Source organism: Bradyrhizobium sp. i1.15.2 (genome assembly GCF_040548425.1).
Taxonomy (GTDB): domain Bacteria; phylum Pseudomonadota; class Alphaproteobacteria; order Rhizobiales; family Xanthobacteraceae; genus Bradyrhizobium; species Bradyrhizobium canariense.
The window spans coordinates 72,931-89,672 of record NZ_JBEPRQ010000030.1 but is presented as its reverse complement, the minus strand read 5'-3'; the positions used below and the strand labels follow the sequence as shown (position 1 = coordinate 89,672).

Annotated in this window: 14 protein-coding genes and 3 pseudogenes; 3 read left to right on the top strand and 14 right to left on the bottom strand. The window is 60.5% G+C overall.

Features of this window, described 5'->3' with window-relative positions:
* Positions 1-100 precede the first annotated feature (100 nt).
* From ABIB80_RS33690 to ABIB80_RS33680, 3 genes are all read right to left on the bottom strand, one after another.
* Positions 101-1,681, bottom strand: coding sequence for a winged helix-turn-helix domain-containing tetratricopeptide repeat protein (locus ABIB80_RS33690; protein WP_354129021.1), 1,581 nt, complete (start codon positions 1,679-1,681; stop codon positions 101-103).
* Between the two features lie 229 nt (positions 1,682-1,910).
* Positions 1,911-2,036 (bottom strand): hypothetical protein, encoded by a 126-nt coding sequence (locus tag ABIB80_RS33685; protein ID WP_283806973.1) that lies wholly within the window; start codon positions 2,034-2,036, stop codon positions 1,911-1,913.
* Between the two features lie 814 nt (positions 2,037-2,850).
* Positions 2,851-3,210, bottom strand: a complete 360-nt coding sequence (locus ABIB80_RS33680) for a VanZ family protein (RefSeq protein ID WP_219684112.1) — start codon at positions 3,208-3,210, stop codon at positions 2,851-2,853.
* 243 nt (positions 3,211-3,453) lie between these two features.
* On the opposite strand from ABIB80_RS33680, the gene ABIB80_RS33675 reads away from it, so the two are divergent.
* The gene (locus tag ABIB80_RS33675) at positions 3,454-3,873 is read left to right on the top strand and encodes a hypothetical protein (protein ID WP_219684131.1); all 420 of its coding nucleotides are present in this window, start codon (positions 3,454-3,456) and stop codon (positions 3,871-3,873) included.
* A gap of 1,062 nt (positions 3,874-4,935) precedes the next feature.
* Here ABIB80_RS33675 and ABIB80_RS33670 read toward each other — a convergent pair.
* Positions 4,936-5,851 (bottom strand): annotated as a pseudogene (locus tag ABIB80_RS33670) (IS3 family transposase); the annotation flags it as partial.
* 20 nt (positions 5,852-5,871) lie between these two features.
* On the opposite strand from ABIB80_RS33670, the pseudogene ABIB80_RS33665 reads away from it, so the two are divergent.
* A pseudogene (locus tag ABIB80_RS33665) lies at positions 5,872-6,458 on the top strand (IS110 family RNA-guided transposase); the annotation flags it as partial.
* A gap of 429 nt (positions 6,459-6,887) precedes the next feature.
* Positions 6,888-7,283, top strand: a pseudogene (locus tag ABIB80_RS33660) (hypothetical protein); the annotation flags it as partial.
* A gap of 42 nt (positions 7,284-7,325) precedes the next feature.
* On the opposite strand, the gene ABIB80_RS33655 reads toward ABIB80_RS33660, so the two are convergent.
* From ABIB80_RS33655 to ABIB80_RS33610, 10 genes are all read right to left on the bottom strand, one after another.
* On the bottom strand, positions 7,326-7,778 hold the full coding sequence (locus ABIB80_RS33655) for a hypothetical protein (protein WP_354129020.1): 453 nt from the start codon (positions 7,776-7,778) through the stop codon (positions 7,326-7,328).
* 40 nt (positions 7,779-7,818) lie between these two features.
* Positions 7,819-9,303, bottom strand: coding sequence for a terminase large subunit domain-containing protein (locus ABIB80_RS33650; RefSeq protein ID WP_246649281.1), 1,485 nt, complete (start codon positions 9,301-9,303; stop codon positions 7,819-7,821).
* Positions 9,300-9,479: a hypothetical protein gene (locus ABIB80_RS33645; RefSeq protein ID WP_219684107.1), complete on the bottom strand. Its 180-nt coding sequence runs from the start codon at positions 9,477-9,479 to the stop codon at positions 9,300-9,302. Before ABIB80_RS33645 ends, ABIB80_RS33650 begins: the two co-directional genes overlap by 4 nt.
* A gap of 899 nt (positions 9,480-10,378) precedes the next feature.
* On the bottom strand, positions 10,379-11,047 hold the full coding sequence (locus tag ABIB80_RS33640) for a hypothetical protein (RefSeq protein WP_246649279.1): 669 nt from the start codon (positions 11,045-11,047) through the stop codon (positions 10,379-10,381).
* Positions 11,048-11,058: 11 nt separating this feature from the next.
* Entirely contained in the window at positions 11,059-11,460 is a 402-nt protein-coding gene (locus tag ABIB80_RS33635) for an acyltransferase family protein (RefSeq protein WP_246649278.1), read from the bottom strand.
* 549 nt (positions 11,461-12,009) lie between these two features.
* On the bottom strand, positions 12,010-13,044 hold the full coding sequence (locus tag ABIB80_RS33630; protein ID WP_219684105.1) for a Gfo/Idh/MocA family protein: 1,035 nt from the start codon (positions 13,042-13,044) through the stop codon (positions 12,010-12,012).
* The gene (locus ABIB80_RS33625; protein WP_007602944.1) at positions 13,041-14,252 is read right to left on the bottom strand and encodes a class I SAM-dependent methyltransferase; all 1,212 of its coding nucleotides are present in this window, start codon (positions 14,250-14,252) and stop codon (positions 13,041-13,043) included. The genes ABIB80_RS33630 and ABIB80_RS33625 overlap by 4 nt, the downstream gene beginning before the upstream one ends.
* Positions 14,245-15,462, bottom strand: a complete 1,218-nt coding sequence (locus ABIB80_RS33620; RefSeq protein WP_219684103.1) for a class I SAM-dependent methyltransferase — start codon at positions 15,460-15,462, stop codon at positions 14,245-14,247. Before ABIB80_RS33620 ends, ABIB80_RS33625 begins: the two co-directional genes overlap by 8 nt.
* Positions 15,455-16,075, bottom strand: a complete 621-nt coding sequence (locus ABIB80_RS33615; protein ID WP_007602946.1) for a WbuC family cupin fold metalloprotein — start codon at positions 16,073-16,075, stop codon at positions 15,455-15,457. The genes ABIB80_RS33620 and ABIB80_RS33615 overlap by 8 nt, the downstream gene beginning before the upstream one ends.
* On the bottom strand, positions 16,053-16,718 hold the full coding sequence (locus ABIB80_RS33610) for a class I SAM-dependent methyltransferase (protein ID WP_007602947.1): 666 nt from the start codon (positions 16,716-16,718) through the stop codon (positions 16,053-16,055). The genes ABIB80_RS33615 and ABIB80_RS33610 overlap by 23 nt, the downstream gene beginning before the upstream one ends.
* Positions 16,719-16,742: the final 24 nt, after the last annotated feature.

Below are 16,742 nucleotides of genomic sequence, written 5' to 3'. Positions count from 1 at the left end.
TCCTTGTTTGAGGCTCTACCCGGTCCATCCGGGCAACCCTCGTCGCAACATCGAGGGTGAGTCGCCTCATTTTGTGGGGGGACATACAGTCTAGCCGACATCATCCCTCCGGCACCTCCGCCAGCCGCAGGCCCCGATACACACGCTCACGTTTGGCGAGGTAAATTGGGTTATCGCTGCAAGCTCCATCCCGGAAGCGGCGGATGGTGAAGCTTGGAACAACCGCAAATAGCGCTTTTGCAGCAGCTTTCGCTTCGTCCAGCGAGCCAAGCAAGGCAAGCGCGGCAGCCAGCCCAAAATGTGCGCTCACGTCATTTCGATTGGCCTCGATGCTGCGGCGGAACCAGCAGACTGCTTCGGCATCCTCGTTGATCTGCAGCTTGGCAAAGCCGGCTATCATGAACCATCGATGGCTGAAGATATCACGAGGAGACAGGCGAAGTGCTTCGTTGATATGGGTCACTGTCTCCGCTCCGCGGCCCATGTACAACTTAGCGCTGCCGGTTTGCGCGTGAGCCTCAGCCAAATTGTGATCCAGCTCCAACGCTCTCTCTAACTCAGCGATGCCCTGAGCCGCACGATTCCTGCACAATAGTGCGCAGCCTAAAATCATGTGTGCATAGGCATGGTTCGGCGCGAGGGACACCGCCTTTATTGCTGTTGCCTCGGCCACTGCGAAATGCTCGGCCGTGTCGTCATCCATGAAGCTCACCCCAAGTATCAAATCGACGCCAGCCATCCATACCATCGCTTCGACATTCCTGGGATCGAGGGTCAACGCCCTTTCAAAAATCTCGCGCGCTTGAGGTACGCCTTCAGACGTCCACCCCTTGTGCAACAAAGCTTTGCCTTGAAAATACAAGTCCATCGAATTGGGATGCGGGGATCGCTCTGATCGCCTCGCCTCTTGCTCGGTGAGCTGAGCGTCCAGCGTGTTGGCAAGGCGCGATACGATCTCGTCTTGCATGACAAAAAGATCGGCGATGGGTTTGTCAAACCGGTCTGCCCATAGATGCGCGCCGGTTTCGGCGTCCACGAGTTGAACGTTTACGCGAAGTCGATCACCGGCTCGCTGCACAGAACCTTCTAGCACGTACCGAACATTCAGTTCGCGGCCAATCCGCTTGAGATCGATCGCTTTGCCCTTGTACGTGAATGCGGTGTGTCTGCCGATAACGAACGAGCCGGAGATGCGCGACAAATCCGTGGTCAAACTCTCGGTCACGCCATCGACAAAGTAGTCCTGTCCAGGATCGTCGCTGAGGTTAGCGAAGGGCAACACAATGATGGAAAGGCGGGGCGCTGAAGGCGACGTTTGTGCCGTGCCGCCGTAATGCACCGTCGAATTCGCTAACGCGGTTTCGGACCTCTGTCCTTCGTGCACTCCGCCAACGAAGCGGAAGCCTTTGCGCTGCAATGTTTTGATTAGGCGCTGCTTTTCACCGTCGTCACCGACTGCTGCCCGAGCGGCATTCAGGCGGGTCGTTAACGCGGCGTCTGAGACGATGCGTCCATTCCAAACTGCGTTAATGAGATCGTCCTTGCTGACAACGCGCTCCCTGCGTTGGATCAAATAGTCGAGCAGATCGAAGACCTGCGGCGCTGTGGGGACCACGTCGGCTCCCCGCCGTAGCTCGCGCCGGTCGGTGTCGAAAGCGAAGTCCTCGAAAAAGTAGCGCAACCTACCGCTCCTTGGATGCCACGCAGACGGCTCTAGCGACAATTGCGGTTCAAAAATACGCCGCTGGCGCGCCCGAGGGAAGTCCCCTTCTGGCCCGTTGGCGAAGTGCGGTTTGGCTCAGATATGGCCTGCTAAAGGGGCGGACCGGAAGTGAAAAAGCGCCCATCAAACCGGCGCTGGTGACCCCAAGCCGTCATCGTCGGCGTGCGTTTCAGGAGGGCCCGATCCGCTAACGCTTGCGCACCAGCAAAGACCAAACAGGCGACGCACCGTCCCAGCCGCGAAGGCGCCCCGACAGCCGCACCTTCAGCCCGGCTTCCGTGATCCGCTCGACAACAAGATGCAGCGCGATCACGTCGCCCTCTGACAGCTCCACACAGCCACGCTTCCGCGACCACACCGCGCCCGGGAAGCGAAACAAGTTCGCCTTTAGCCATCGTCCGCTGCGCTCCGACAGCGGTTGTAAGTCGACCTGAGCGCCGGCCCTAGGCCGCAGCCTGACATCTGCCCGTCGCAGCCAATTCGGAATCCACGCCATGCGAATGACTAGCCGTTACTTTCCACGTTTGTCTAGGCTTTGTCCGTCTGAATGGATTCGTCGCCCGAAGCCGAGGACGCTCTTTCAATGTAGACTGGAAGTTTGCAGCCCGCGCCGATCGGCGCCTATTGGCGCGTTGCCGCCCTTCGCCGACAGGGCCGCTATGTCTGCCTTCAGGAGATAAGCCGACCCATAGACGGGTCGCTTATGGAACGGCGCGAATAGAACTCATTGCTCAACTTGAGAAGTTCCGAGCGGAGGCAGGCTATGTTTACAATTTCGCTGCCTATTCCGCCTGTCGCGTGGCCTCAGCCTTCGTGCGCGCTCTCGTGGCGATACTGACGTTGGAGCTAGAGGACATGGTGGTCCGATTGGTTTGAACCCGGCTGCGAAGCTGTTCATCGACACCATCCGCGGGGCGGGAAAGGCAATTGGCAATCCAATCACAGTAATCACGGTGCGGAAGAGTTCAGACGCAAACCTTATGAACCATTCGGCTCCTGTCCTGGTTGAAGGGACCGAGCAGGCTAACCAGCTCGCCAAGTCGATATCGACATTGCGACGTGAGCTATGTCAACGGACGTCCCTGGCTTATGGCACGATTGGGCATGAACCCAACCCGCAATAACCGTTAAACATCAGATGCAGCCGTCCAGCGCTCAATCAGGCGTAAAGCGATGCTGGCGAGCAAAATCCCGAGCAACCCGCCAACCACCTTTTCGGACGCATCCAGCAATCTAGCATGGCGATCTGGCGTCAGCTTTTGGAACAATTCCAGCACCACTGCGCTACCAAGCACGAGGCTGCACACCAGCGTCATCCGGTCCCGGTACGCGGCACAAAATGCGAAACCTAGAAACGCAAAGGCCGCTACGTGTTCAATGTTGGCCGAACTGCTCAGTTGAGGCCTGTCGTGGATTGGAGACAGACTCGCGTAGGTGATAAAGGCAAGAGAAGCCCACGCCACGGCAATTGAAATTCTATACAGCATAGTAGCGACTGACCCCGAGTTGTTGCCGCAAAATACTTAAGCGCCAACCGGATCCAGCGGCTCGCATTTGCCAGCGTGGTGGCTGCGGTTCTTCACCCTCATCCAGAACTTCTGCCGCCCGCGGCAGGGCAGTACGAAGCGCACTAGAACGCAACTTTTCGTGATTGAATCAATTAAAAGGATTTCATTTATTTAATCTAATTTAAGTTAAATAGTCGCAGTTTGAGCCCAGGGGAATACCTGATGCCCGCAAAAGAAGACGAAGACCGCCGGGAGTTCTTGAAGATGTGTGGCAGGTTTGCTGCCGTAACGCCGCCATCGATGACTCTACTCCTGTCGACGTCGTTGACGTCAACAGCCATCGCACGTTCCGGCGCCCATGACGGAGCAGGATATAGCAGCGGTGGCAGCAGTCATTCAGTCTTCGACAATGATCCACACAGCGCGACCGAGGATCACTCGACCAAGGAGCATTCATCAGCCGGCGGCGGTGGTGGGGGCTCTGGCGGGGGTGGCGGCGAGAACTCGGGTGGCGCAAAGGGGTCCAAGGTCGCGCATTCCGGAGAGGAAGGCTCCCGATCTGGAGGTGGCGGCGGTAACAAGGGCTCCTCGGGCTTTGGCGGCCAGGATGGAGATGACAAGAAGAAGAATGAGCGCGATTGAAAAGGACCAGCCAAGCGCCGCTTAGCTGCTGTCTGGTGGGGGGAACATGCGCCGTCTCAAGGTGACAATCCTGGTTTTGGCATATGCGGTGATATCGCCCGCGTCTGCGCAAACCTGTTGCCCCACCGGCTGCGCGCCAGACGCCAATCGATGCGTGAGCGGCGGTCCGCTGTGGACCAGATGCCTTCCTATCGCCTGCGCCGAAGATTCTCGAGGGCCGTCACGTGGGTCCGCCGTGAGCAAGCACAGAGCCGCCGTGCTCGCCCGCCGGCCAGCGCGTACCTACGTGGTCCCAGCTCAGATTCCCCCAGAGTGCCCATTGGTGAAACCGACCAAGGTGCAGGTCGTCGACGCGACCGCTCAATGCATGAACGTGTTGACTCGAAATGCGCAGTTGCGGGATTGCTTTTTTGAGGACGACGCCGGGAGGGTCGAAGACGAAAGAACCGGCCTGAACTGCCCCGATCGCCAAGCTGCGCTGGCGAGGCAGTGTCTAAAGCGCTGCGTCAACTATGCATCCGATACGACACATCTGGTTTGCGCCGGCAGCTATCCAAACACCATCTGGCGTGCGTCTTTTGGAGCTATCTCGGGCTACGCTGTCGGTTCCGAGCTTGTCGACCTTTGCGGCCCTCGGCTAAGAACGCTGCGGCAAGCTCCAACGCGCTGAGGTGCGCTGGACTGAGCCCTTGCCTGCCATCAGGGGGAGACAAGGGTCCGCCAACTGGCCCTCAATCGAGATGAACAAGGGCTCTCTTTGGGCGTCCTGCCGTGAGCTAGATGGCGAGAGAGGCTATTCATCGTTCCGATGTTGCCGATCAGCAAAGGTCTGTTTCTGGCCCTCAAGCGGAAGAGCGCCTCAGCCGCATAAGTCCGCTGGTTCGAGGATATTGTTGCAAAAGTCGTCTTTCGCCGATGACCAAAATTCTGCGGGCCGTGGGCGCGACTTTCGCGTACAAGATGCGAGGGACCTCACGGCCTCACGCAAAATTCACAGGCGACTTCGGTAAGACGATTGAGGTCATACGAATCAGCGGTCGCTCGTGACCTGCCACCGAACTTTCATCCGGCCGCGGTTAGAGCCTCGGGGTTTTTACGCCAAGTGGCGCGGTTGGAGCAACGGACGATCGGCGGAGCTGGTCGGGGTTGCGTAGCCGATCGTCCGTTGCGGTGAGGTGGGCGGCATAAGCCGCGGGGGTCATGTATTTCAGCGACGAGTGAGGCCGCTGAAGATTGTAGTCGGCAACCCAATTGGCGATCTTGGCGCGGGCGTCGTCCAGATCGAAGAAGAGAGTCTCGTTGAGCAGCTCGTCACGCATCCGGCCGTTGAAACTCTCGACGAAGCCGTTCTGCATCGGCTTTCCCGGTGCAATGAAGTGCCAGTCGATGGCTGCGTCCCTGCACCAGGCGAGCATGGCATTGCAGGTGAACTCGGTGCCGTGGTCGGACACGATCATACCTGGCTTGCCGCGTCGTTCGACGACGGCCGTCAGTTCGCGAGCGACGCGTCGTCCTGAGATCGATTTATCCGGAATGGCGCCCAGACATTCTTTGGTGACGTCGTCGACGATGTTGAGGATGCGGAAGCGCCGACCGTTGGCGAACTGGTCGTGGACGAAATCCAGCGACCAGCGCGCGTTGGGCATCGCCTCGACTAGGATCGGGGCACGGGTCCCCACGGCCTTGCGGCGAGCCCGCCGCTTGCGGACGGTGAGCCCTTCTTCCCGATAAAGCCGGTAGATCCGGTTGATCCCCGATGGCTCACCCTCCCGCCGCAGCAGCACGAACACCGGCGGTAGCCGAAACGCCGCCGCTCGTTGGCAAGGTCACGCAGCCGGCCACGGAGAGTCGCGTCCGGAGGACGGCTGGAGCGATAGCGGATCATCTTCCGATCCGCTCCGACAATTGAACAGGCCCGCCGCTCCGACAGGCTCATGACGGCCTGCAGATGCGCGACCGCAGCGCGCTTGGCGGCGGGGCTTTTGAAAGGAGGAAGCAATGAGGACACGGAACAAGCCCAGGCCGGCAACGGTGTTTGGGATCGACATTGGCAAGAACCTTTTCCACGTCGTTGGGCTCGACGCCGCCGGAATGCCGATCCAGAAGGCGACCTTTCGGCGCGATACGCTCTTGCAGTTCTTAACATGCAGGACCGGCTTTGGTGGGGATGGAGGCCTGCTCCGGCTCGCAATGGTTGGCCCGCAAGATCGCCGCCATGGGGCACACCGTTCGCATTATCCCAGCTCAATTCGTGAAGCCATATGTGAAGTCCAACAAAAATGACATCATCGATGCCGCGGCGATCCGAAGCCGTGACGAGACCAACGATGCGCTTCGTCGAGCTAAGGTCGCCTGAGCACATTGACCTGCAAGCGCTGCATCGTGTTCGCGATCGGATGATGTCGCAACGGACGTGCCTCATCAATCAGATGCGCGCTTTTTGCCTGGAATATGGGATCGCTATTCACCAGGGCGCCGGCAAGTTCAAGGCTGATCTGCCGAAGGTTTTGGCCGATCAGTCGAATGATCTAACCTCGACAATGCGTCGCATTCTTGCATCTACATTTGACGAGCTGCGGCAGCTGGGGGGGGGTGAGCTGGCCTTTGTCGAGTCTACGGTAAGCGAAGAAGAGAGAGGGGGACCTAAACCCTCGGTGGAGCGGCCTATGGTGCTGTTTTGTCACCAGTACTTCACCCCGCAGCGCTGCGTGAAGGGAGGCTCAGCAGGACCGGAACCAAAATCAGGCGCCGTAAAGCTGATGGGTGCTCCCGGCGAGACAGAAGCAATTGATCTGGCGCGGCATGGTAGTAAAGAGATCCGCGACGAATGGGAAAAACTCAGCAAGTAAACGCTATCTTCTTCCGTCGATCTGCTGGCGGTGCCCGGCAGGGTCACGCATGCCAATGGCACCGCCGAACGCCGGGCTGCGGAGGTCATGCTGAAGGCGAGACCCAAAGCCCGCAGGTCGTCGCATCACGGCTGGTGAGGACAAGGCGTACGATACCGCCGATCATGTCGCCAATCTTCGCGCCCTCGGCGTGACGCCTCATGTGACACAGAACCAGGCCATCAAGCGATCGACGAACGAACCACGCGGCATCCGGGATTCGGCATGTCGCAATCGCCCGGGGCGATGGTCGAGTGCATTTTCGGATGGGGCAAGCAGCATGGCACCATGCGCAAGAACAAACATTGGGGCATCGCTCGCGTCGCCGCCGACTTCCTGCTTAATCTGATCGCCTATAACCTGATCCGAATCCAAAACTGCTCGCCGCAGAGGCGCCCCATCAGCGCGGAATTTGCCTCGGGCAGTGCTTGTCCAGCCCTGGCTTTGCGCGAGGTTTTTTCTTTGGATCTGGCACAGGAGCGTTCGAAGGTCCCGCCGCGGAACGCGCAGGCACGACGCTGAGGCAATCAGCCAGCGGACAATATGCTTGGGTCACTGACCACTTCAATAGTGCAGGCAATAGGCAGACCTCTGCCGTATCTTACTCCTCTCCAGCAGAAGTCGCTCCATCGCGGCGAGTCCACCTCGTAGTTCGTCCAGCGCCTTGATCAACTTCTGCTTCGCCTCTGACTCTTGCGGCGTCAGCTCCTCGCGTCTGTGCAGCCGCTCGATTTCCCTGGTGGCTGCCACGCTGGCACTATCGAACGGCCTGAACACAGCCAGCTGCTTCATCGCCCGGTGGCCGACCTCGGCGCGGCGTCGCATGATCTCATCACGGGCGAGCTGTCTGCTTCCCTCGATCTCAGTACAGTCGCTATCAAAGGTTCGGGCGAAGTCGTGAAGCTGCTGTACGCACTCATGCAGCAGCCTCCAGACGACGCTCGTGGACGCTTCAGGCCAGCGCAGATGGGTCGGCACGATCCGTATGGCTATCTCGTTCTGGGTCAAGCGCCTCATTGCGGTCTCCTTCTCAATTTAGGACTTCGTAGTGTTGCGATTAGTTCACCTTCAGCCACCGAATTCGCTCTCGCTCAATCGGGCGCATAGTTTTAGGATCGATCTCGCAGCCGGGCCTGCTACCCACTACTGGATAGGTGAACATGCGAAGCCCCGAGCGGACGGCGAGGTTGGAGGCGAGAACGCCGGCGACAGCGTTCGCGAGGTCGTCGTGAGCCCCCGGGGGATGGTCGATTGATTCCCGACCGCTCCTGGCAGTGCGGCGCTCCAGGGCGATGAGCTGGGCGGCGAGTCGCGGGTTGTCGAGTAACTCAGCCCGGCGGCTATTCAGGAGCGGCAGCAAGTCGAGATACAGGTCGCTCTTCGACTTGTTTGAGACGTCATAACTGATGCCGTGCTTGCGAAATTGCTCTCTGGGAAACTCGCCCGCGTACCTGTCGCCCACGATCCCTGAGATTCGGTAGGACCTGCAGGTAGAGGCGAACTCCGCAATCGCGGCTTCGGGTGAGAACGGCGGCTTGATCTCGCGAATACAGTCCAGAATCAGGCTGTCGTTCTCTCGATGAGCGATGGCAAGCGTAAAGCTGTCGGACGACCCGCCACTCGGGTCAGTGAAGGCGAGGTAGCGCAAGCCTGTTCTCGGCTGGCGCTCGAACGTGCCTCTGCTGATGCACGCCTGCACGGCTTCGAGGTTGATGAAGGACTCGACGTCGGACCTGAACTCCGCACCGAACTCGGCGCTCGCGGAGGCGGGATCGCGTTCGTAAGCCTGGTCAATCAATGCCTGCGGGATCGTCGGGTTCATTACCCTCGTCGGTGCCTGCCAGACCAGGACCGGATCGGCATCGCGGCCGAAGTGCCTGCGGTGAGCGTCCCACAGCGCGCCACGCCGCGCGTAGGGGCTGGAGGCGCAGAGCAGCAGCGAATTCGGGAACTGCGCCATGCCGGGCCGCAGAGCATTGATGATCTCGAAGTCGGGCTCCGCCGCGTCGTCGGTCGGCCAGAAGGCAATCTCGTCGCAGAGTGCGGCAACGATGCTATAGCCGCGGGTACTCCGGAATGAGGCGACGTGAACCTCGATGGTGATCTGGTTGTCGAGGTCGAATGCCTCGGCCGTCTCGCGCTCGATCATTTGGGCAAGGAGCGGAACGCGCAGCAGTGCCCGGATGTATCTGAGAATGATACGGGCCTGCTGCCGGTCGCGGGCGATCACCATAATCGTGCCGCGCTCGCCGGGCGCCAGGAATTGTCGGCAGTCGCGGAAGCAGGCGATGAATACCGCCAGCATTGCCAAGACGAACGACTTACCGCCCCTTCTTCCGACGGCCAGCCAAGCCTCGGTCGCGGCTGTAGTAGGCAGCGCCTCGCGGCCCGTGCAGGCTCGATACACCGAAGCTTGCTCCTCCGTCATTTCGATTGCGAACAGGGCAGCAAGAAAGGCGAACCACGCGGCCCAGTGTTCGCGGTTCTTGAACCAAGGGGCGAAGAGGTGCCTGTCACAGGCCGCGTCGAGGATCGAGATCATGTCTCGTCCTCCTCGTCCTCATCCAACTTGCCTTTGAGATAGCTCTCCAGCGAAGGCAGGACCTCCCGCGCCCTGCGGTTGATGCCGATCCGCTGGGCGACCCGGACCATCGTCGACGTGAGCGTCGAGTGGGTGGCCACGTCGATGGGGTGGCCCAGCGCGAGTTGCGCCTCCATCTGCTCGGCGACAACAGCGCTGGCCGCGAAGCGGCGGATCAGCTGAAGCCGAGTCTCGCTAACCTGACGTCAATGGGTACCGCTTTACGATGTACCATCGCGGATTGGTGACGAGTACCGCGGTACGCATGGGCATTGAGAACCCGTCGGCTACCGGAGCCGGCGGGTTTTTCTGTTCGGAATGAGTTAGCGCCGCACTCACTTGCTACCTGTGCCGGGGCAACGCCCTTGTCTCTCGTTGGAGGCGGCCGGTTCGTTCGGATGCCTACAGGAAAGACTCGCCGATCCATTTGCTCTGGAATACGTTGCTCGAGCTACGCGCATTTCGCGTGGCGAATTTTGAACAACGTATATTGGGAGCAGCAAATGTCGATTATGAGAGCTTTTGCCCTGTTCGTAATTCTTGCATTCGGAGGCGCCGTGATCGCCGCCGGGTTCATGACATCGCCGGCATCGGCTAACAAAATGGATGGTAAGCCTGGGGGCTATGGCTCTCGTACCACAGCGAATTATGGTACCCCGAAGAGCGGCACAGCGAAACCGCCAACCGCGACGAAGAAGCCTCCGCAGTAAGCCGTACGGCCCGCCGGTTCGCTGGCGGGCCTCTCTCCCAGGGCGAACTAGTGCTATAATGTGAGGATCGATTCTTCGGCAATCGGTTGGATGAGTCAATGCGCATCCATGTCCTTATGTGGGCAGGTTCGTTGACCCTCTGCGGTCTCCTCATCTCAGCTTGCGCGCATTCAACTGATTCCAACTCGCCGTCAGCTATTCGCGCTGGGGCACCATGGGCGCGAGACCTCAACGAGCCGCCGCCAAGTAGAGAACCCGCTGGTGCGGCAATGCCGCAGATAAAGGCCGATCTAGATGCTGCGCGTGTGAAAGCTTCCACGATTAAATCAAGAAGAAGGAAAGATGCGTCGCGCTAATCTTTGACGTGTTTTAGATCGGGCACCATGCTCGGCGATGCGGGCCATAAACTGCCTTGCCAAGACAATGGACGGATCCGCTTTCGCACTCGAAGCATAGGCTGCTCGATCAATAGCGCCGAAAGTGTACCCATCAGGAGCGTGACCATGAAAGCGAAAAGGGCCCTTGCTCCAGAAGCTTAAAGGCAGGTCTGACGTTAGGTGTTGTATTGGAAGAGCATAGAGATAGACGCCATACGAGATATCGAGCTTGGGCGCAGTCCACCGGGGCAGCGGGATAGTGTTTAGTACGACACAGACCGGTGCGATCGCCACGAGTGCAAGGGTTTCTTTATGGCCACACCACAGGAGCAACACCGCGATCGACGTAAAGCAGGCAACTGCAATCGTCTTCGTTAGGCAACGTTCTAACAGAGCAACGCCGACCCCACCGGCGAAAAGAATTGCGCATGTCAGGCCCCGCTCGCCGAGCCAGATCGGCAATAGCTCGCTCCAAATGCCGGAGATTGCAAAGCCGCCAAGAACAACAAAAACGGCGCCTCCAATGGCGCGGGCATCGAACCGGCAAACTAATGCAACGATGGCCAAACAGACATAGAGCTTTGCCTCCTGGGGAAGCGTCCAGAGCGGTGTTAGCACCTCAGTTGTGCCTAGGCTCGACTCGAAAACTCCCGGAAGCTTGTAATCCAACCCGAAGAAGAGAATCGAGTCCCGCCATAAGAACAAAATGGCGTGTTTCGACCATTGAATCCCAAACCTGGCGGAGCAAAGTAATCGCTTAACGGGAGGGTTGTGACGACAGCACCCATCAGGACGCACAAAGAGACGCAAACGATCAGAGCAGGAAAAATTCGAAACGCGCGACTGACGAGGAATTGCGCCGACGAACGCGATCGGACCATGCTTAGAGAATTCAAATAACCGCTAATCGCAAAGAAGGCGAAGACTGCAAATCCACCCAGCGAGCCAACCCACGGCACGGCGGGCTCAGGGAACCCTGTAATTTGATACTGGTGCGACCAAAACACAAGGGAAGCGGCGACGAGCCGCATCAGATCGAAATTCCCGGCCCGCGGATTCATTGCCGCAACTTATTCGAACGAAAAAAGCAGCGCAATGTACTGCATTGGCCGACACTGTCTGTGTGGCCCGGGCCATGGGCGGACTCCTAGACTTGACGGCGACCACCCGTGGGATCCTGAGCCGCCGCATGGGGCGAGATCAGCGCATCATCGACAAGCTACGGGCATTCGAGCGGCTTTGCATTGAGCTGGCGGCCGACGCGACCATGCCGGAGGAGCCGGCAGGCTCGAGATGGCAGCGAACTATCGCGCCGAGGCTGGCCGCTGCTGGACCCAATCCCGGACCCAAAGGCGAAAGTACAGGACAGAACTGAACGGATAGGGTGGATCAGGGGGCGAGGAGAGCCGCTTGATTTCATTACGCAAACGAATTTGGCGGCACCGGATGATACGATGCCGCCCGTACTCCAAAACCGGGGGTCGCAGGTTCGAGCCCTGCCACTCCTGCCAGCGAAATCAAACGCTTAGCTAGGATGTGGCGATCAGCGATCGGCTGGATATTGCTAGATGGCGTGAGCCCTAGGCGATGACCTGCCGTTTCCAGATCGCCTCCGCAAGGGCGATATCGGCCACAGACTCTGCGCCGGAAGCCAGCGGCGTCCTCCGTTCCACGATATCGGCGACGAATGCATCGGCTTGACGCCGAAACGCCCAGCTCGTGTCGCGCCGCAATTGCGTGCGTTGTCCTTGCTGATCGAGGATGACCTCCGCCTCCTGCTCGGCAAAAGGCGGGGGCAATTCGATGGTCAGCGCGCCCCGCTCGAACGCGATGCTCAGCCCCTCGCGCCAGACGCCTTCGGATCCGTTCGCGAGTTGCAGCGCGCAGGCGACGCCGTCGAAGTCGAGCGTCACGGTCGCCGCGCCCGAGCTCTCGATGGTGCTTTCCGCGACTGTCGGTGACGATCCGAGCATGTAACGCGCGAGGTTGATGATATGGCTGAACACATTCAAAAAATTGTCGTAGCCGGGTAGCATCACGCCCGGCATCCAGTCTGGGCCGTCCTGCCAGAGCTCGAGCCCGTCCGGCCGCACTTCGCCGGTCATGACGAAATTGTCCTGCGACCGGCCAGTGCTGCCGCCGAAGCACCAGCCTCGCGCGCCGACAATGCGTCCAAGCGACTGATCCGTTCGCAGGCGCGCCAACTCGGCCAGCGCGCGCGCCACGCCGGCGTCGTGACGCTTCATGTAGCCGATGCTGTAGACGAGGTTGTGCCGCCGCGCCGCCTCGGCCAGCGCAACGGCCTGAGCCGCGGTGTAGGCCATCGGCTTTTCCGACAGCACATGGCGGCCGCTGTTCAACGCATCCAGCACGATCGGGCCGGTGGCGCGACGCTTCGTAACGACGACGACGGCCGACACCTCGCTATCCGCCAGCAATTCCCGGTGCGTGCCGTAGACCCGCGCGATGTCGAATTTCTGCGCCGCTGCGGCGGCGAGATCAGGCCGGAGATCCGCGATCGCGACAACGCGGCAGGCGGGGTTCGCGGCGAAATTGGCGAGGTGGCACATCTGGCCGACCATGCCCGTTCCGATGATGCCAATGCCCGGCCTCACTTGCTAGGACCCTCGAAGCGTTTCCGGAGAACGAGGAAATGCGCCGGCTGTCCCCAGGTGTTGATGAACGCCCGGTCTGACTGGGTGAGGGCGGTGACTGTGGACGCATCCCGTCGCCCGATCGCGTCAAAGATGCGATGGAAGCTGTCGAGGGTCGCGATGATGGCGTCGATGTCGGACGCATCGTCGGCAAGAATGTCCGTCGCCGGTATCGTCTCGCGCAGTGACGCGAGGTTCGCGATCACACGGGGCAGGCTGGCGCCGAAGGGATCGTCGATCATCGCATCGACATCGAGAACCAGTGTCTCGATCGAAGCCGAGATCGCCTCGACCGCTTCGGTCTTGCCGGCCAGATAGAGCTTCCGTCCGCCGAGAAAGCTCAGACGGCTGCGACCGAGGTGGCGCGTCGCGCGGCGCAGCTTCTCGTCGTCGGAGAGGACCTTCTTGTGCCAGTAGACGTCCAGGCTGTCGCGATAGACGGGCCACCCCGAACAGATATCGAACCCCTGCTCGTGCGCCGCCGTGCACAAGGCCCCCGCGTCGAGGAAGTAGCGGTGCCGGACGAAAGGGTTCTCGAGCACGTCCATCAGCCAGGATTCGAAGCTGCGCGTGTGCGGAATGCTGTTCCATTTCGCGTCGAACAGCAGCTTCGCCGTCTCGAGCCCGGGACGGCCCGTCAGTGCCTTGCCGGCCGCATGAATCGCCTTGAGCGCGAGCTCGAAGAAGCCGCCGTAGCGCTCGTAGTAGGAAACGACGGCGTAACCGTCCGGATTGAGCAGCCGGTGAAAGATGCCGAGCCAATTTTCAGTCGGCTGCACCGTGTAGATGAATCCTTCGGCATCGATAATGTCGAAACGACGATCGCTACGAAATCCTTCGACGTCGAACGACACGAGTTCGCGGAGACGTTGGGCTTGGCTGAAATGCGCGAAGTAAGCCTGGATTTTTGCGTGCGCATGCCGGTTCGGCTCGGCGAGCGTCATGTTCGCGCCCCAGCTCGCAAACACGAGCGCGTTCTCGCCGGAATCAGGGCCGAATTCGAGCATGTCGGCGTCGCGGAACAACCGCGGCGGCAGCACCAGCTTGTCCGAAAACAACTCGCGCCGCAGGCCGGCATAGGCTTCGAGTTCGGCGGCGGATTTGAAATTCCCGAACGTCGGTAGGACGTCCTGACGTTCGTAATAGTTGAAGAGCTTGTCCTCAGCCATGCCGCGACCCTGCGGCCGCCTCGAGACGATCGAGCTCGCTCCAGATGTCGGAGGGCGCGAAGATCGAAACGATGTGGAGCGGACGCTTCACGTTTTCACGCAGCCGGCTGCCGACCTTGTCTTCGTTCTCCTGGTTCACGGCCAGAAGACAGACGAGCGGCTCCGACTTGCCGGCGAGGTCCTCCGGCGGGCGGATCGGAATGCCGGTGCCGGGCAGGAACAAGCCCTGGCGCTCCTTCTGGTCGTCGACCGAGAGGTCGACAAGATCCGCAAATTCATGGGCATTGGTGAAGGTGCAGGCGCGGCAGCCGGCGCCGTAGATGGCAATCTCGGCGCCGTCGGCGCGGGCCTTGGCGAGGATCGGGCGAAGACGCGCGCCGTACTCCCTGGCGCGCCGACCGAATTTCTCGCCGACGCCGGACGGCGCGGCCGGCGTCGTCACGTCGCGCGTCGCGCGTCGCGCTGCAATCGCGAGGCTGCCGCCGCTGAAATTGTACTTCTTCACCGACACCGCCTCGAAGCCGTGGCGCGCCAGCAGCGACAGCAGCGTCGGCTCGGTGAAATAGCTGACGTGCTCCTCCCACAGGACGGAGAGGTCGCCCGCCGTCGAGCCGGGCGCGAAATCAGGCACATCGATGAACAGCAGCCCGTCGTCGCGTAGCGCGATTTTCACGCAGTCGAAAAAGTTCTCGAAATCGACGATGTGCTCCAGCACCTGGCGCGACACGACGAGGTCGAACTTGCCGGCCTCGGCAACCGCGTCGTGAGACAGCGCCGGGCTGATCATGTCGGCATAGACCTTGACGCCACGCTCGCGGGCGATCTTGCCGGACACCGGGTTGGGCTCGACGCCCACCAAAACCTTCGCGCCGCGTTCGCGAAGCCTGTCCATGAACAGGCCGTCGTTGCATCCGATCTCGAACACGGATTGGTGGCTCGAGAATTTGGCGATGGTGTCGAGTTCGTCGACCTGGTGCGGCTCCGGCTTCCAGCTGCTGAAATTGTAGTTGAACTGCCGATACAGAATGTCGGGATCGATCGGCTTCACGATCTGGGGCAGGCCGCACTCGCCGCAGGCGAACACCTCGAACGGATACCGTTCGTCCTGTTCGTCGCGGCTGTGCCGAAGCCGATGCGCAATCGGCATCTGTCCGAGGTCGATGACCGGGCGCAAATTGGTCGAATGGCAGAGGCGGCAATGATTAGTCATCGGTAGCAACCTCTGCTGGAATGGCTCGTGAAGTATGGCGATGGGCCAGATGCTTCGCGGCGAGCGCACCGGTCCTAGTGACATAGTCCTGCACTTCCGCGGCATCGCCGCCATCCGGAGCCCAGTCGGGAAACGCCGTGCGGGAGGGATCGAACGGACCGGCGGTGGTTTCGTGAAACACCAGCCACTCCGAGGTGATCAGGATCGAGTGAAGCACCTGCTCGGGCATCCGGTAGTAGCAGAGCGCGCCCCGACCGTACGGCGCCATCTCTAGCACGTCGCGAATGTGGCCGTCGTCCTCGAAGATCACGACCTGCGCGGTACCCTCGATCAAATGAAACGACTCAGGTTTGCCAAAATGCTTGTGAGGCCGCACATAGGCCTCGCGATGATGCACGATCAGCATCTCGTGCAGGCCGGACGAGGGGTCGGGATGCATGCACAGCCGGCTGCGCAGACGCGGATTGCCTGCGGCGATGCGCTTCAGTTCCGCGATCGTGGCGTCGTCCGCCGTGACGATGGCGTCGTCCGAATAATACACTTCAAGATTTTGCGCTCGCAGCGAGGCCGGCCGGCGCAGGCCCGTTGCTTCATTCGAAGAAGATGAACCCATGGTCGCCCCGGTAGCCGCATTTGTCGTAGATCCAGGCCCAGGTTTTCGGACCATGGAAACTCAGGCAGGTGAGCTGCCAGTAGAGCAGGTTCGCCTTCTCGCGCTCGTCGCGGAACGATTCCACCATCAGATATTTCGAGGTGCCGCGTCCAACGCGCTCGATCTCCGACACGGCGCGGAAGACGTCCTCGAGCGGAAGATTGTGGAGCACGCCGAGCGACACCACGAGATCGAAGCTGTGGTCGGGGTAGGGGAGCTCGACGGCGCTGCCGACCTTCAATTGCGGTCGCACCTCTTCCTTGGCATTGGCGATGCCATAGTCGGAGATGTCGATGCCGGCGATGGTGAGGCCAGGGACGAGTTGGGTGAATTCGTAGAGCAAATAGCCCTTGCCGCAGCCGACATCGAGCACGCTCATCCCGGGCTTGATGCCGTAGCGGTCGATCAGGGTCTGGGCGAGCGGCCGCCACCGTCCGTCGTAGCTATAACCGCCATAGCCATAGCGGCGGTCGCCGTCCCAGTAGTCGCGTCCCCATTGCCGCGCGACAGTGGCAGATTCCGCCTTGTCGTGCTCGACGACCCGCTGAACGTAGTGCCGCTTGGTCGATGCGTGCATTGGCTGGAGCAGGTTGATCTCGGTCATTGTTTTCAACCGGTCCGCGGCATC

Bases quoted from the DNA above. Each gene is read 5' to 3' on its own strand.
- ABIB80_RS33680 (WP_219684112.1), bottom strand. From the start codon at position 3,210: ATGCTGTATAGAATTTCAATTGCCGTGGCGTGGGCTTCTCTTGCCTTT.
- ABIB80_RS33675 (WP_219684131.1), top strand. From the start codon at position 3,454: ATGCCCGCAAAAGAAGACGAAGACCGCCGGGAGTTCTTGAAGATGTGT.
- ABIB80_RS33655 (WP_354129020.1), bottom strand. From the start codon at position 7,778: ATGAGGCGCTTGACCCAGAACGAGATAGCCATACGGATCGTGCCGACC.
- ABIB80_RS33650 (WP_246649281.1), bottom strand. From the start codon at position 9,303: ATGATCTCGATCCTCGACGCGGCCTGTGACAGGCACCTCTTCGCCCCT.
- ABIB80_RS33645 (WP_219684107.1), bottom strand. From the start codon at position 9,479: ATGGAGGCGCAACTCGCGCTGGGCCACCCCATCGACGTGGCCACCCAC.
- ABIB80_RS33635 (WP_246649278.1), bottom strand. From the start codon at position 11,460: ATGCGGCTCGTCGCCGCTTCCCTTGTGTTTTGGTCGCACCAGTATCAA.
- ABIB80_RS33625 (WP_007602944.1), bottom strand. From the start codon at position 14,252: ATGGCTGAGGACAAGCTCTTCAACTATTACGAACGTCAGGACGTCCTA.
- ABIB80_RS33620 (WP_219684103.1), bottom strand. From the start codon at position 15,462: ATGACTAATCATTGCCGCCTCTGCCATTCGACCAATTTGCGCCCGGTC.
- ABIB80_RS33615 (WP_007602946.1), bottom strand. From the start codon at position 16,075: ATGGGTTCATCTTCTTCGAATGAAGCAACGGGCCTGCGCCGGCCGGCC.
- ABIB80_RS33610 (WP_007602947.1), bottom strand. From the start codon at position 16,718: ATGACCGAGATCAACCTGCTCCAGCCAATGCACGCATCGACCAAGCGG.